The 13,987-nt window shown below is 59.7% G+C and carries 14 protein-coding genes and 1 riboswitch; of the genes, 2 read left to right on the forward strand and 12 right to left on the reverse strand.

Going from position 1 to position 13,987, the window contains the following annotated elements; all coding sequences use genetic code 11:
• Nucleotides 1–3: 3 nt before the first annotated feature.
• The 11 genes from ACOQOQ_RS12035 to guaA form a co-directional block, all read right to left on the reverse strand.
• Complete coding sequence (locus ACOQOQ_RS12035) at nt 4–963, reverse strand: homoserine O-succinyltransferase (protein WP_420567229.1); 960 nt, start codon at nt 961–963, stop codon at nt 4–6.
• Nucleotides 964–1,008: 45 nt separating this feature from the next.
• Nucleotides 1,009–1,869 carry an ATPase gene (locus tag ACOQOQ_RS12040; RefSeq protein ID WP_420567230.1) on the reverse strand — a complete coding sequence of 287 codons (861 nt, stop codon included), beginning with the start codon at nt 1,867–1,869 and terminating at the stop codon, nt 1,009–1,011.
• 49 nt (nt 1,870–1,918) lie between these two features.
• Nucleotides 1,919–2,827 (reverse strand): DMT family transporter, encoded by a 909-nt coding sequence (locus ACOQOQ_RS12045; RefSeq protein ID WP_420567231.1) that lies wholly within the window; start codon nt 2,825–2,827, stop codon nt 1,919–1,921.
• A 46-nt stretch (nt 2,828–2,873) separates the two neighbouring features.
• Nucleotides 2,874–3,740: a DMT family transporter gene (locus tag ACOQOQ_RS12050; RefSeq protein WP_420567232.1), complete on the reverse strand. Its 867-nt coding sequence runs from the start codon at nt 3,738–3,740 to the stop codon at nt 2,874–2,876.
• A 122-nt stretch (nt 3,741–3,862) separates the two neighbouring features.
• Complete coding sequence (locus tag ACOQOQ_RS12055; RefSeq protein WP_420567233.1) at nt 3,863–4,021, reverse strand: peptidase M23; 159 nt, start codon at nt 4,019–4,021, stop codon at nt 3,863–3,865.
• Nucleotides 4,018–4,482: a hypothetical protein gene (locus tag ACOQOQ_RS12060; RefSeq protein ID WP_420567234.1), complete on the reverse strand. Its 465-nt coding sequence runs from the start codon at nt 4,480–4,482 to the stop codon at nt 4,018–4,020. Before ACOQOQ_RS12060 ends, ACOQOQ_RS12055 begins: the two co-directional genes overlap by 4 nt.
• A 3-nt stretch (nt 4,483–4,485) precedes the next feature.
• Complete coding sequence (locus ACOQOQ_RS12065) at nt 4,486–5,754, reverse strand: agmatinase family protein (protein WP_420567235.1); 1,269 nt, start codon at nt 5,752–5,754, stop codon at nt 4,486–4,488.
• A gap of 96 nt (nt 5,755–5,850) precedes the next feature.
• The gene (locus ACOQOQ_RS12070; RefSeq protein ID WP_420567236.1) at nt 5,851–6,618 is read right to left on the reverse strand and encodes an ABC transporter ATP-binding protein; all 768 of its coding nucleotides are present in this window, start codon (nt 6,616–6,618) and stop codon (nt 5,851–5,853) included.
• A 25-nt stretch (nt 6,619–6,643) separates the two neighbouring features.
• Nucleotides 6,644–7,423, reverse strand: a complete 780-nt coding sequence (locus tag ACOQOQ_RS12075; protein WP_420567237.1) for an ABC transporter permease — start codon at nt 7,421–7,423, stop codon at nt 6,644–6,646.
• Between the two features lie 99 nt (nt 7,424–7,522).
• A complete protein-coding gene (locus tag ACOQOQ_RS12080) occupies nt 7,523–8,587 on the reverse strand; it encodes a putative urea ABC transporter substrate-binding protein (protein WP_420567238.1) in 1,065 nt (354 codons plus the stop codon).
• A 96-nt stretch (nt 8,588–8,683) separates the two neighbouring features.
• Nucleotides 8,684–8,807, reverse strand: a riboswitch (guanidine-I (ykkC/yxkD leader).
• A gap of 247 nt (nt 8,808–9,054) precedes the next feature.
• On the reverse strand, nt 9,055–10,620 hold the full coding sequence (guaA, locus tag ACOQOQ_RS12085) for a glutamine-hydrolyzing GMP synthase (RefSeq protein ID WP_420567239.1): 1,566 nt from the start codon (nt 10,618–10,620) through the stop codon (nt 9,055–9,057).
• A gap of 171 nt (nt 10,621–10,791) precedes the next feature.
• Here guaA and ACOQOQ_RS12090 point away from each other — a divergent pair, with 171 nt between their 5' ends.
• The gene (locus ACOQOQ_RS12090; RefSeq protein WP_420567240.1) at nt 10,792–12,333 is read left to right on the forward strand and encodes a trimethylamine methyltransferase family protein; all 1,542 of its coding nucleotides are present in this window, start codon (nt 10,792–10,794) and stop codon (nt 12,331–12,333) included.
• On the opposite strand, the gene ACOQOQ_RS12095 is transcribed toward ACOQOQ_RS12090, so the two are convergent.
• Nucleotides 12,326–12,622, reverse strand: coding sequence for a DUF6477 family protein (locus tag ACOQOQ_RS12095; RefSeq protein ID WP_420567241.1), 297 nt, complete (start codon nt 12,620–12,622; stop codon nt 12,326–12,328). The genes ACOQOQ_RS12090 and ACOQOQ_RS12095 overlap by 8 nt on opposite strands.
• Before the next feature lie 234 nt (nt 12,623–12,856).
• Here ACOQOQ_RS12095 and ACOQOQ_RS12100 point away from each other — a divergent pair, with 234 nt between their 5' ends.
• The gene (locus ACOQOQ_RS12100) at nt 12,857–13,984 is read left to right on the forward strand and encodes a DUF6456 domain-containing protein (RefSeq protein ID WP_420567242.1); all 1,128 of its coding nucleotides are present in this window, start codon (nt 12,857–12,859) and stop codon (nt 13,982–13,984) included.
• Nucleotides 13,985–13,987: the final 3 nt, after the last annotated feature.

The following is a 13,987-nucleotide window of genomic DNA, read 5'->3' on the forward strand; positions in this document are numbered from 1 at the left end:
AACCTAGTCCTGTTTACGCCAGTCCGTCGACACCTTGCCGATCAGGGACATATCATATGGCGTAGTCAGATAGATCTCGGACACCCAATTTCCATAGAGCAAATGCGCATGGCTGCGCCAACGGTTCTGAGGCTGCTGGCTGGGGTCGTCCTCGGGGAAATAATTGAACGGCATCTGAATCTCGGCGCCCTCGATCTGGTTGCTGGCCAGATCGCGCTGATATTCCTGATTCAGCGTGTCGCTGTCATATTCCAGGTGGTTGAAAACATAGATTGCCCGGTGTGCGGGGTCCTCGACCAACGCGGGGCCCACGACGTCCGAGTGCAGCAGGATCGGTAGGTTTGCGGCCTCGATCTCGTCCCGGCGCATTTCGGTCCAGCGGCTGACCGGCATGATCAGATCATCCGAGAAGCCGCGCAAATAGGGGCTTTGCGGGGCGAAATTCATATGTCGGTAACAGCCGAACAGTTTCTCATCCAGAACGTATTTCTGAACGTTGTGGAAATAGTGGATCATCGCCATGCCGCCCCAGCAAACGCCAAAGGTCGAGTGAACATGCGTCTGGGTCCACTCGAACACCTCTTTCAGCTCGTCCCAATAGGTCACGTCTTCGAAGGGCAGGTGCTCGATTGGGGCACCGGTGATGATCAGCCCGTCGAACTTCTGGCCACTTGCCTTCACCTCGCTGAAGGGGCGGTAAAAGCTTTCCAGATGGGCCGCGCCGGTGTTCTTGGACTCGTGCTCGCTCATGCGGATCAGGGAAAATTCGATCTGCAGGGGATTGGCACCGATCAGCCTGGCGAATTGGTTTTCCGTCTGGATTTTCTTGGGCATCAGGTTCAAGAGCCCGATGCGCAAAGGCCGGATATCCTGATGCTGGGCCATCTCGTCGGACATGACCATGACGCCTTCGTTCGTCAGAACGTCATAGGCGGGCAGGTCACGTGGCAGTTTGATGGGCATCTTTCAGGCTCCGATAAGGTTGGAGGCCCAGAGATAAGGCAGGGATCACCGACGCTCAAGGGCCTGTGCGATCAACTGATCGAAATCATCCGCGGTTTTGACTTGCGCAATCTCTTCGGCCTTGACGGAAACGCCCCAGTTTTGCGCCATCGCGCGATACAGCGGCTGTCGGTGCGCCATGGCCTGAGCATAGGTCCAGCGGATAAAATCATCCGGGTCCACCTGAGTTTCGTTGCAGCCCTTCAGCTCCAGATATTCGGTCCAGGCGCGCTCAAGGAATTCACCCTGATAGGACATGGGCTTGGGCGATTTGTCGAAACGGCGGACCAGTTCCTCGGTATGGGCGTCCGAGCCTTCGATCCAGATCATCAGCGCGTTTTGCGACAGCGTTTTCAGCACCAGGTCTTCGGGGTCTTCGGGGTTCACCCATTCACAGATCGACCCGCCGGTATCGCAGATGAAATGCGGATAGCCGTACAAGGCCTCGGCCCGTTCGATGAAATAGGGCGTGTCCAGCAACGCCGCGATTTCAGCGGTGCGGAATTGCGACTGGCGGCGGGTGTATTCGGCATAGGGCAGGCCGCCCTTGGCCACATCCCCCGGTTTACCCAGGTAAGACGACACAGGCGTCAGGTTTTCAAAGGTGATATTCGAGCCGATATAGATCGAATCCGACATCAACAGCTCGCGCAGGAACGGGTTCTTCATCGCCTCGCGTTTTGCATTGTCGGCGATGTATTCGCCCATGTAACGCGTGCCGATGCGGTAATCGATCGAATAGTGAAACCACGCGCCCTGATCGCGCAGCATGTTCGAAACAAAGGTCTTGCCCAGCCCAGACATGCCGAAAAACAGCACTTTTTTCTTCTCGGCGTTCAGCCAGTCATTCGCGGTTTGGTAGATCATGCGCTTGCCTCTTTGACCTGCGCAGTCCTAGCCGCGCAGGCCCGAGGGGTCAAACCCTATTGCGGCGCAGCAAACGTCCGTCGATGATGATCAGCCCCGCGGCCAGCAGGGCAAAGCCGGCATAGGCGCGCAAGGGCAGTGTCTCGTCCAGCACCAACGCGCCAAGAATGATCGCGCAGGGCGCCACCATCAGCGTAACCAGCAACAGATTTCCCGCGCCGGCCATGGACAGAACGCGGTAATAAAGAAGATAGGCCCCGGCCGTCGCGATCAGTGACAGATACAGCAGCGCCGCCCAGATCTGCGGGGATTGCGGCACCGAAGGGGCGCCTTCGGACCAAAGCGCCATCGGGATCATGATCAGCGCCGCGCAGGTCAGCATCCCCGTGGCGGCCATTGCAGGGGGCTGCGCGGACAGGGTTTTACGCCCCCAGGCGCCCGCCAAGGCATAGGACATGGACGATCCCAAAAGGGCCAGTTGACCCAACGAGGCAAGGTCAAGGCTCGTCAGCGCAGCAGGGCCAATGATCACAGCCGCTCCGGCAAAGCCCAGGCCCACGCCCCAGGCCTTGCGGGCGCTTAGCCTTTCGTCCGAGAATAAAACCGCCGCGACCAGCACGCCCAGCACCGCCGTCAGCGCGTTCAAGATCGCTGCCAATCCGGACGAGATATGCTGCTGCCCCCAAGTGATCAGCGTAAAGGGCAGGGCGTTGTTCAACAGCCCCATAAGAAAGAATGCCCCCCAGATGCCCGGCGCCATTGGGATCGAAATGCCCCGTCTGAGAACATAGATCCACAAAAGCGCGGCGGCCCCGCTGATGCGGTAGGCAACCAACCACAACGGGCTGACATCTTGCAAGATCAGGGCGGTGGTCAGAAACGAAGCGCCCCAGATAAGTGCCAGCAGGGTCAGCTCGGCCCAGGCGCGCGGGGAAATGGTTTTTTGTGTTTGGCTCATGCGGCAACATTATGGGCTTTGGTGGCGGGCCCAATCCGAAAGATGCTTATTTGCGCGTGGCGCCCCAGATATTCAGATAATTGGCGCCAAAAATCACCAGCGCCCCGACGCCCACCCACAGTTCCAGCGCTTCGTTATAGAACAACCATCCGATCAGGGCGATCAGCGGCAGACGGGCAAAATCAAAGGGCACCACAACGGTTGCCGGAGCGATGCTTAACGCGTTCGTCAGGCTGAAATGCCCCATCAGCCCGGCCAGCCCGATCAACACCAGCCAAGGCGTTGCCTGCAGCGATGGTAAGGCAATATCGCCATCAATTCCGGCGCATATGATGCCGAATGCAGCCTGCATCGTGGTCAGATAGAACAGCACGCAGGTAATGGTTTCGGTGCGCGTCAGCTTGGATGTGAACATGATCGAGATGGCAAACCCGATCGCAGCCAGGGCCGCGGTCAGTTGGCCGAATTCAAGTGTCTCGGGGGTGGGACGCGCGACAATCAGGATCCCGATGAAGCCGAAGATTGCTGCAAGGGCACGGACCGGCGTGATCCGCTCGCCCAAAATCAACGGAGACAGTAGGATCACCCATAGTGGCGCCGTGAATTCCAGCGCAAAAACCTGCGCTAGCGAGATCAGAGGCAGGGAATAGAACCACAGGTTCTGGCCGGCGAAATGACCAATGTTGCGGATGAAATGTGTTCCCAGGTGGCGCCGGGTGATCTGGTTTAATGTCCCTGCCATGCCGCCGCAGATCAGCACCACGATGACGCCCACGATGCTGCGGAAGGTCATGATCTCGAACGTGTCCAGCTCGCCGCTGACCTCGCGGCCTGCAATGGCCATGGCCGTGAACGACGCGATGGAACCGGTCATCCACAGGCTTGCTTTGAGGACATTTGCGCGCTCTGACATGTCGTTCTTTCCAAGAGGCCGGGGCTGGCTCTCTCGTTACGCGTAGAAATGTCAGAACAGAAGCGTAAAGTTGAAGAAGGAGCGCTGACGTTGCGCTCCTTTCCTGTTGGTTTCGTGTGGGTTTAGCGGCGTTTGGCCACCCAAAGCACGGCCAGTACCGCGCAAACGGCCAGGGCTGCGGTGCCCAGTTCAAAGCCGTGCGGATGCAGGTGCGCGCCGCCATGTGCCATGGCAGGCGAGGCAAGCAAGGTTGCGCCAAAAATTGCGATCAGGCGTTTCATGCGTCGATTTCCTTTTTTCGATCAAACAGAAAGTCGCGAATATCCAGCGTCGATTTTTCATCCATCGAGACATAGATCAGCGACATGTTGGTGCGTTCCTGCACCATTTCACCGGGGAAGGGCAGATAGCTCAGCTCGCGCGAGCCGAAGGACGGCGAGGCGGTGCCCACCTGCCAATCGGTCTTCAGCTCGACATCGATCAGCTTCAGCGCCTTGGCCCCATCTTTCGAGGGACGCTCGAACGGGACCCCGGCCAGTTTCAGGTAACTGGTTTTGTCGGTTGCCTGCAGGAAGCCTTCGATGAACTGTGTCGCCAGAACCTGAAGGTCCGCCGCCTCGTCTTCGTGGTGCATGTGGCTGTGCAGGTGGTCGCCGTGGGCGTGGTTATGTCCTGCACCGTGGGAATGGCCATGGTCATGATCATGGGAGTGGTGGTGGTGATGCGGGTGATCATGGGGCATGGCTCATCCAATCTTGTGCGGGCCGTCATTCGACCAGCGTTTGCCCGAAAACTCGCCATGCGGCGTGGTGACGGGTTTGTCGATGAATTTCTTATGCGCGCCAAGTTTGCCGTTGGAGACCAGGGCCCCCAGCACGTCCACGATCACGCGGGTGCCCATCAGCGCGGTGATGTCGCTGGTGTCATAGGGCGGGCTGACCTCGACCAGCTCCATCCCGCAGATGCCTTCGGCCGCAATGCCCGATGCCAGCGCCAGCGCCTCGCGCGGGAGGAACCCGCCGGGTTCAGGCCAGCCGGTGCCGGGGACAAATCCGCAGTCAATGCTGTCAATGTCGAAGGACATATAGACCATGTCTACACCATCCCAGGCCATCTCCAGCGCCATTTCGATGGTCTTGTCGACGCCCATCTTTTCCATGTCGCCCATGGTGATGATGTTGGTTTCACGCTCGCGGGCGACCTTGACGGCCTCGCGCGGGACCTGCCAGCCTCCGATACCGATTTGGACAAGGTTCTTGGCGGGTACATTCGGCAAGTTGGTTGAATGAAACCAAGGGGTTGTATGCATGCGTTCATCCAGATCCTTTTCCTGGATGTCGGCATGGCGGTCGAAATGAACGATCCCGATTTTCTTGGAGGTACACTCGGCTATCCCGCGCACACAAGGAAAGCCAATCGAGTGGTCGCCGCCGATCATGATGGGCAAGGAGCCTGACGAAAACACATGGCTGACCGCCCGGCTGATCTGGTCAAAGCTCTTCTCGATATTGGCGGGGATGGTGAACACGTCGCCCGCGTCGCACATGGTCATCTGTTCACGCAGGTCAACGCCCAGCTCATAGTTATAGGGCGTGTACAGCGCCGAGATTTTGCGCAGGCCTTGCGGTCCGAAACGCGTGCCGGGCCGGTAGGTCGTGCCGCCGTCAAAGGGGATGCCCAGCACGGTAGCGTCATAGTTGGCGACCTCCAGCACGTCCTCGGCATATGGGGCCTTGAGGAAAGTGTTGATGCCCGCGAAATGAGGCAGCTCGCCGCGTGCGAAGGTTGGGATCGATTTATCCTCGATCGAGTCTGCGCCTGTCAGGCCCATGCGCAGCGCCCAGCGGCGTTCTTCGTCGGCACGGCCTTCGGGCAGGTCGGCCTCTTTTTGCATGGCCTTCCAGCCAGCCAGTTTGCTGAGGTCCGGGTGGTGTGGCCGACGCTCGCGCGCCTCATGTGCGGTGCGCGCATCGCGCGGATGGTGAGAACGCGAACGTCCAAGATCCGAAAACATACCTGTCTCCTAATCGTCATTATGCCCCTTGGGGCGGTCTTCCGGGCCTTGGTGGAGGCCAGCGCGCGGGGCCCAGCGGCGCGCGCGGCCAAAGGGTCAGGCAGGTACCAGCGAGGGGTATTGATCCAGAATGTTCTGGAAAGGAATACCCTTGTCCCGCGCATCAAAATCATAGGTGATGGTCGCGCCATACAGCCCCGGATCAACCGGATCCCATCGGGGTTTATCGAAGACCAGCACGCGGTCGCCCAGCTTGAAGGCTTCCTCAAGATCGTGGCTGACCATAAAGACGGTCATGCCGGTTTCGGCCTTCAGCTCCATCAGGAAATCATGCATTTGCAGGCGCGTACCTGGGTCCAGTGCACCAAAGGGTTCATCCAGCAGCAACACTCGCGGCTTTGCTGTCAGGGCTTGACCGATAGCCAGTCGCTGCTGCATCCCGCCTGACAAGCTGGCTGGATATTGATCGGCCACATGGTTCAGGCCGATGCGGGCCAGCATCTGGTCGGCGCGTTCGTTCGCGGCCTTGCGCTTGGCACCGAACAACTTGCCCCAACCGGTGGCAAAGCCTTCGCCAGCAAGGATATTTTCGCGCACGGTCATATGTGGAAAGACCGAGTAGCGTTGAAACACCACCCCGCGTTCCAGTCCCGGCTCGCGTGCGGGTTCGCCGCCATCAATGCGGATGTCACCGCGCACAGGGGTTTCTTCGGCCAGCAACATGCGCAGAAAGGTGGATTTGCCGCAGCCCGAAGCGCCAACGATCGAGATGAATTCACCCTGGGCAATGTCCACGTTGACGCGCTCCAGGATCGAGCGGCCGCCATAGGCCTGCCAGACATTCGAGACGGATACGAAGCTCATATGCGGGCCTCCTTGTTCAAACGGGTCATAGGCCGGCCTCCATCCAGGGGAAGCTTTTGCGTGACAGGGTCTTCAGCGCCCAGTCGATGACAAAGGCCAGAAGGGTGATCCAAATCACGTAGGTCAGAATCACATCCATCGCGAGATAGCGCCGCACCAGGAAGATGCGGTAGCCAAGCCCTACATTCGAGGCCACAGCCTCGGCCGCGATCAGGAACAGCCAGGCCGATCCCAGCGACAGGCGAACGTTCGAAATCAGGCGCGGCAGCACCTGAGGCAGCGCGACACGCAAAGCGATCACCGCGGTCGAGGCACCAAGGGTCTGCGCCTTGACGATCTGTTCGTGCGGGATGTCCAGAACACGTTGCGACAGGTCTCGCGTCATAAATGGTGTGATGCCGATGACAATCAGCACGACCTTCGACACTTCGCCCAGGCCGAAAACGATGAACAGGATGGGCAGCAGCGCAAGGGGTGGAACCATGGACAGTACGGCTACGAAATCCGATAGGGTGCGCCGCGCATAGGGCAACAACCCGATCAGCATCCCCAGCACCAGCGATATAATGGCTGATATGGCGACACCCCCGATAAGGCGGGCCAGCGAAGCTCCGGTGTCTTTCCACAACAGGATGTCGCCGGATCGCTTGTCGGGTTGGGTGAACAGGCGGGCGGCCGTGTCGCGGATCGTGTCCAAAGCAGGCAGCAACTTGTCCTGCGGGTTGGCTTCGAGCCGGATATCCGATGCCACGGTATAGGCGATCAGTATGGCCACGAAGGGCAGGGCTGCCAATAACAGGCCCATGGGTCTTCCTGGTATGTGGTTGATCAGTCGCATGATGCCCCCTGGGGTCCGGGTGGTCGGGCCGCCACAGCGACGGCCCGCTCATGGTTTCATGGGTGCTTACAGCGCGCCGTCAGCGGCCATCTGCATATAGGTCGTGTCGAAGCGGAACTTGATATTGCCCGCATCACCGGTGGTCACACCGCCCGGATATTCAATGCCGACAAAATCAGCGCTGGGGGCGCCTTCACCCAGGATACCCTTGTCAAACAGGAACTCGGCCACGTTGGTCATGGTCGTGGGAAGCTCTGGGGCACTGGCCTGAGCCACAGCAGCAGCAGGATCAAAGAACATCTCGGTCGCGGCCAGCTGAGCCTTGTAGCCCGCCAAATCGGTGCCGGATGCTTCGGCCATGGCTGTCAGCGCGGCCTCGTCACCTGCGGCCATCAGGCTCATGACCTCGTACCAGGCACCGGCCACGGCCTTACCAAAGGCGGGGTTGTCAGCCAGCGTTTCGGTGTTCACGACCATCAGGTCCAGAATTTCGCCGGGGATCATCGAGCTGTCGAAGATGTTGTTGGCATCCGGGTTCGAGCCAAGGATCTCGCTGACAAGCGGGTTCCAGGTCACAACGGTTTCAACATCCGAGGTGGCATAGGCCGCGATCATGTCCGCGTCTGAGGTGTTGATTACCGCGTCCAGATCAGATTCCGACAATCCCACGGTGTCCAGGCCGCGCGCCAGCAGGTAGTGGCTGACCGACAGTTCAACCAGGTTCACCGGCTTGCCCTTCAGATCGGCCAGGCCGCCTTCGCCTTTCAGGATCACCGCGTCATTGCCGTTGGAATAGTCGCCCACGATCAGCGCGGTCGTGTCCACACCACCGCCCGACGGGATGGACAGCGTGTCCATGTTGGTGGCGGATACGCCGTCAAACTCGCCGGCGGTGTATTGGTTGATGGATTCCACGTAGTCGTTGATCTGAACGATATCGACCGTGATGCCGTATTTGTCGGCCCATTTGTCCATGATGCCGCTGTCCTCGAGGTATCCCCAAGGCATCCAGCCGACATAGATGGACCATGCCAGTTTGAATTCGGTTTTTTCCTCGGCCAGCGCCGGAGCAGCCGCACTCAGCATCCCGGCGGTAAGGGCGGCAGCGGATAGAAGGCTTTTCTTGATCATAACATTCCCCGTTGTGCGTCCCGCCGTTTTTCTTGGGTGGGTTTCGCTGCGCTGGCGGAACAAAGACGTATGGGCGCGGCCGAAACCTGCGCAGTAGTCTCCCGGGATTTTGGCCCGCCGTGTGCCCGAGCGGAATTTGCCGCCAAGGTGGCTCTTCTCGGACCAGACCTGTCATTCAAGGGAGGGAGAGAATGACAGCGGAACCCTAAGCGCCCTGCACCTTCATCGAAGGCGATAGGGTGGGGTTGAGTCAAAATTGAGGGGGGTGGTTTTGGGTGCTAGACGCGGAATGCCCAATAAATCAGCGCAATTATTTGCATTTCGGGCGCAAAACGGGCGCGGCCATGCTGCGGCGCGGCGATTTCTGGGTGGTTTGGGGGTGCTTGCGTACAGCCATGAGGTGTTCCGCCGAAGCGCCATTCAGAAAAACGCCCCGCTGGATCGTGTCCGGCGGGGCGAGAAATGGACTATTCCAGCTCGATCGTGCCAGGCGGTTTCGAGGTGCAATCATAGAAGACGCGGTTCACACCCTTCACCTCGTTGATGATCCGGGTCGAGGTTTCGCCCAGGAATTCATGCGTGAACGGGTAGTAATCTGCGGTCATCCCATCCACGGACGTCACCGCCCGCAGCGCCACGGCATAGTCATAGGTCCGACCGTCGCCCATCACACCCACGGTGCGCATCGGCAGGATCGCGGCAAACGCTTGCCAGATGTCATCATAAAGGCCGTGCTTGCGGATCTGGTCGATATAGACGGCGTCTGCTTTGCGCAGGATCTCCAGCTTGTCGCGGGTGATCTCGCCGGGGCAGCGGATCGCCAGGCCCGGCCCGGGGAAGGGGTGACGACCGATAAAGCTGGCCGGCAGACCCAGCTCGTGACCCAGTGCGCGGACCTCGTCCTTGAACAGCTCGCGCAGGGGCTCGACCAGTTTCAAACCCATTTTTTCCGGCAGACCGCCCACATTGTGGTGCGATTTGATGGTGACCGAAGGGCCGCCGCTGAACGAGACCGATTCAATAACGTCCGGATACAGGGTGCCCTGTGCCAGGAATTCGGCGCCTTCGATTCCGTCTGCGTATTTCTGGAATACGTCGATGAACAGTTTGCCAATGATTTTGCGTTTTGTTTCCGGATCGGAAACGCCTTTCAGCTCGCCCAGGAACAGGTCGCTTTCGTCGGCATGGATCAGGTTCAGGTTATAATTGTCGCGGAACATCGAGACGACCTGCTCGGCCTCGTTCAGACGCAAAAGACCATGATCCACAAACACACAGGTCAGCTGATCGCCGATGGCCTCGTGCAGCAGGATGCCGGTGACCGAGCTGTCCACGCCACCAGACAGGGCACAGATGACTTGTTTGTCGCCCACCTGTTCGCGGATTTTCGCGATCATTTCCTCGCGGTAAGCACCCATGGTCCAATCGCCGCTGAAGCCCGCCAGTTTGACGAAATTCTCGTACAGCGTGGCGCCGTTCGGGGTGTGGTGCACCTCGGGGTGGAACTGCACGGCAAAAAAGTTGCGGCTGAGGTCCGCGGTGATGGCAAACGGAGCGCCAGGCGAGGTGCCAAAGACCTCAAAGCCGGGGGCAATCTCGGCCACGTGGTCGCCGTGGGACATCCAGACCTGCTCTTGCCCTTCCAGGAACCAGCCAGTCAGGAAATCGGGATGCGTCGCCTTGGGCGTCACGTAAGCGCGGCCAAATTCGGCAGTGGCGTGTTCACCTGCTTCGACGCGGCCGCCCAGATCATGCATCATCACCTGCTGACCATAGCAGATGCCCAGGATCGGCACACCAAGATCATAGGCCGATTTCGGCGGACGGGGCGATCCCTCGCGCATCACCGAATCCGGGCCACCCGAAAAGATGATGGCCTTGGGCGCAAATTCGGCCAGGAACGCGTCGGTGACGTTCTGGTAGGGGTGGATTTCGCAATAGACGCTCAGCTCGCGCAGGCGACGCGCAATCAGCTGCGTGACCTGGCTGCCAAAGTCGATGATGAGAAGGCGGTCATGGGTGTCTTGGGTCATGTACGCCCAATAAGGCGGCTTGAATGCCCGTGCAAGAGGGCGCGGCGCGACAAAGCGGGCCTTAGCCGGGGCAGAGGTCGTTTTTGCGCCTCAAAGGCCGCATTCCTTCCAAGCTAAGCCTTGGAACGGGCTTAAAACTGAGAACAACCAACACTCCGGGGAGAATCAGGAATGAGCGAACAGGCCGGGCGCAGACGGCGCGGGGGCGGCGGCGCCGCAAGACGGGCAGCACGTACGGCGGTGTCCTTTGAGACCGCACAGTACATCCAACGCAACATCCCCAACCTGGAGGTGCTGAACGACGAAGCGCTTGAGATTATCGAGCACAACGCCGAAACCGTACTGGAAGAAATCGGCGTGAACTTTGTCAACAACCCTGCGGCGCTGGACCTGCTGCGCGACGCTGGCGCGATGATCGAGGGCGAGCGGGTCCGATTTCCCCGCGGCTTGGCGCGTCAGCTGTGCCAGACCGCCCCCGGTCAGTTCACGCAACATGCGCGCAATCCCGAACGCTCGGTCGTGATCGGGGATGGCAGCCTGGTGCTGGCGCCAGTCTATGGCCCGCCTTTCGTGCATGATGCAGCAGGTGGTCGGCGCTATGCCACGATCGAGGATTTTCGCAACTTCGTGAAACTGGGCTACATGTCCAAGTGGCTGCACCATTCGGGCGGCACGGTTTGCGAGCCGACTGATGTTGCGGTGAATAAACGCCACCTGGACATGATCCACGCCCATATGACCCTGTCGGACAAACCCTTCATGGGCTCTGTCACCGAGCCCAGCCGCGCGCAGGATTCAGTGGATATGTGCGAAATTCTGTTCGGTAAGGACTTCATCCAGCAGAACACTGTGATGACTTCGCTGATCAACATTAACTCGCCGTTGACGTTTGATGACGTAATGATGGGCAGCCTTGAGGTTTACGCGCGCAACAATCAGGCCTGTATTATCAGCCCGTTCATCGTGGGTGGAGCGATGTCGCCTGTTTCTGTCGTGGGGACGCTGACGCAGGTGCTGGCCGAGACAATGGCCGGCGTTGCCTATTCACAGCTGATCCGCAAAGGCGCGCCGGTGATCATGGGGGCATTTGTCACCTCGATCGACATGAACTCGGGGGCGCCTACGTTCGGTACGCCCGAGGCTGCGCAAGTCACCTATGGTGCAGGGCAACTGGCGCGGCGTCTGGGGCTACCGTACCGGTCTTCGGGCGGCTTCACCGGATCGAAACTGCCGGATGCGCAAGCGGGCTATGAAAGCGCCAATTCACTGAACATGGGGCTGTTGTCAGGCGTGAACTTCATGCTGCACGCCTGCGGTTGGCTTGAAGGCGGGTTGGTGTCGTCCTACGAAAAATTCGTGATGGATGCCGATCAGCTGGGCGCGCTGCACAAGATGGCCGCTGGCATCAGTGCGGACGATAACGCTCAGGCGCTGGACGCGATCCGCGAGGTCGGGCCGGGCGGGCATTATCTGGGCTGCGCGCATACCCAGGCGAATTTTCAGACGGCATTCTGGCGCTCGGATGTGCTGGATTACAAACCGTTCGAGACCTGGGCCGAGGAAGGCTCGCGCGATACGATGGCATTGGCATCCGCGCGGGTTCAGAAGATGCTGGCGGACTTTGTAGCGCCCGCCATAGATCCCGCAGTGGCCGAGGAACTGGCCGCTTACGTGGCCAGCAAAAAAGCCTCGATGCCCGACGCGTTCAGTTGATGGCTTGGGTCGAGGCGCGCAGCAGTTGCGCCTCTCCCATCACTGCGATCAACAATTCGACATGCTGAGCGGGCGAGTAGTCGGCCGCCTTTTGGCGCCGAAGATCGTCTGCCTCCATTTCAAGATTGATCAGCTCTGACAGCGCTGCCGCCGATCGCGGCAGACGCGAGGTTTCCAGGATACGTGGCAGATGAATGTCGCGCCGATATTCGGCGATTCCATAGCGCGCGGCCCGGATCAGCAGGCGGGGGCGGTGCAGGGTGCTCAGGAAGCTCAACAAATCCATCATGTCAGGGTCTCCGATTACGAGGTTCACCGACACGATGACACATCCTAGGGTAGTGTTGCGTGATGGCGAAAACTACCGAACGCAGCCCGATTTAAATGTTTACGAAATGGAAACAAAGATTGTCAGAACGTTTAATGTTAACCAAAGGGTAACAAACCCGCGCTTAGGTTGCGAACGATCTGGGGATATTGCGTGGATAACCCGGTCAACTACTGTGACCTTCAGGGAGCTGACATGTCGAATGCAATCGCGATGCAAGCAAGTACCGGTCCTGTGCCGGAGTGGGTGCCAGACAGTGCGGTACGCTATCTTGCCCATACCGAGGCCGGATTAACCATCCGGGCCATCGCGCGCGAGGCTGGATGTCATGCCTCGACTGTCTTGCGGCAGATCCGCAAGCTGGAGTGCCGACGAGAAGATCTTTTGGTTGACGAAGCCCTCTTGCGCCTGAGCAAAACTCATTTTCAGGCGCCAAGATCGACCTCAGAGACCAAGAAACCGGAGCCTGACACCATGAGCGTCCCAGAAAATTCCCTTCCCCTGGTAGAGACCGAGGCCTTCGAAAAAGAGGCCGCCCGCATCCTGCGGCGCCTGAGCGAAACAGGCGCGGTGCTGGCCGTGGCCCAGGAAATGGAAAAAGCCGTAGTCGTGCGGGAAAACGACAGCGGCACCACCACGCGCACCGCCGTGGTCGATCGCCAGGTGGCCCAGGCCATGGCGCTGAAAGACTGGATCACCTGCGGTGCACCGGGGCGGATTTCGCGCTATTGCATCACCTCGATGGGGCGGGCGGCACTGGCCTCGCTTTTGGCCAAACGCGAGAATTCCGCCCAGCCGGGCTTTGCCGAGGCGCAGGCCGGGTTTGCCGGTGTCGAACAAATTTCCGTCGGGGGCGGGCGCGTTCGTACCACGGGGCGCAGCCGCTATTCGGCGCCGGATTCCCCGCTGACCCTGCTGGCGCGTCGAAAGGACAAGGAGGGTAAGCCGTTCCTGAGCGACGATCTGGTCGCAGCGGGTGAACGTCTGCGCGAGGATTTCGAGCTGTCCCAGATCGAACCCGGTGTGACCCAGAATTGGGATCATTTCCTCAGCGGCCCTTCTGGCGGCAGTTTTGGCAGTTCCGAGATGGGCATCACCGGCCCGTCCGCAGCCCGCGCGCGCATGGCATCGGCGCTGCGGGATCTTGGTCCGGGGCTGGGCGATGTGGCGCTGCGGTGCTGCTGCTATCTGGAAGGGCTGGAAACTGCTGAAAGACGCATGGGCTGGTCCGCGCGTTCAGGCAAGATTGTACTGAGGATCGCGCTGCAACGGTTGAAGCGCCACTATGAATCGCAAGGCAGCGCCGCGCAGATGATCGGTTGAGAA

The sequence above is a fragment of the Thalassovita sp. genome (genome assembly GCF_965218685.1).
In the GTDB taxonomy this organism is placed as follows: domain Bacteria; phylum Pseudomonadota; class Alphaproteobacteria; order Rhodobacterales; family Rhodobacteraceae; genus Thalassobius.

What these genes read in the sequence shown, in the direction of transcription:
- ACOQOQ_RS12050 (WP_420567232.1), bottom strand. Translation starts at nt 3,740, where the DNA reads ATGTCAGAGCGCGCAAATGTCCTCAAAGCAAGCCTGTGGATGACCGGT.
- ACOQOQ_RS12075 (WP_420567237.1), bottom strand. Translation starts at nt 7,423, where the DNA reads ATGGGCCTGTTATTGGCAGCCCTGCCCTTCGTGGCCATACTGATCGCC.
- ACOQOQ_RS12045 (WP_420567231.1), bottom strand. Translation starts at nt 2,827, where the DNA reads ATGAGCCAAACACAAAAAACCATTTCCCCGCGCGCCTGGGCCGAGCTG.
- ACOQOQ_RS12095 (WP_420567241.1), bottom strand. Translation starts at nt 12,622, where the DNA reads ATGATGGATTTGTTGAGCTTCCTGAGCACCCTGCACCGCCCCCGCCTG.
- ACOQOQ_RS12035 (WP_420567229.1), bottom strand. Translation starts at nt 963, where the DNA reads ATGCCCATCAAACTGCCACGTGACCTGCCCGCCTATGACGTTCTGACG.
- ACOQOQ_RS12055 (WP_420567233.1), bottom strand. Translation starts at nt 4,021, where the DNA reads ATGAAACGCCTGATCGCAATTTTTGGCGCAACCTTGCTTGCCTCGCCT.
- ACOQOQ_RS12080 (WP_420567238.1), bottom strand. Translation starts at nt 8,587, where the DNA reads ATGATCAAGAAAAGCCTTCTATCCGCTGCCGCCCTTACCGCCGGGATG.
- ACOQOQ_RS12090 (WP_420567240.1), top strand. Translation starts at nt 10,792, where the DNA reads ATGAGCGAACAGGCCGGGCGCAGACGGCGCGGGGGCGGCGGCGCCGCA.
- guaA (WP_420567239.1), bottom strand. Translation starts at nt 10,620, where the DNA reads ATGACCCAAGACACCCATGACCGCCTTCTCATCATCGACTTTGGCAGC.
- ACOQOQ_RS12100 (WP_420567242.1), top strand. Translation starts at nt 12,857, where the DNA reads ATGTCGAATGCAATCGCGATGCAAGCAAGTACCGGTCCTGTGCCGGAG.
- ACOQOQ_RS12040 (WP_420567230.1), bottom strand. Translation starts at nt 1,869, where the DNA reads ATGATCTACCAAACCGCGAATGACTGGCTGAACGCCGAGAAGAAAAAA.
- ACOQOQ_RS12070 (WP_420567236.1), bottom strand. Translation starts at nt 6,618, where the DNA reads ATGAGCTTCGTATCCGTCTCGAATGTCTGGCAGGCCTATGGCGGCCGC.
- ACOQOQ_RS12065 (WP_420567235.1), bottom strand. Translation starts at nt 5,754, where the DNA reads ATGTTTTCGGATCTTGGACGTTCGCGTTCTCACCATCCGCGCGATGCG.
- ACOQOQ_RS12060 (WP_420567234.1), bottom strand. Translation starts at nt 4,482, where the DNA reads ATGCCCCATGATCACCCGCATCACCACCACCACTCCCATGATCATGAC.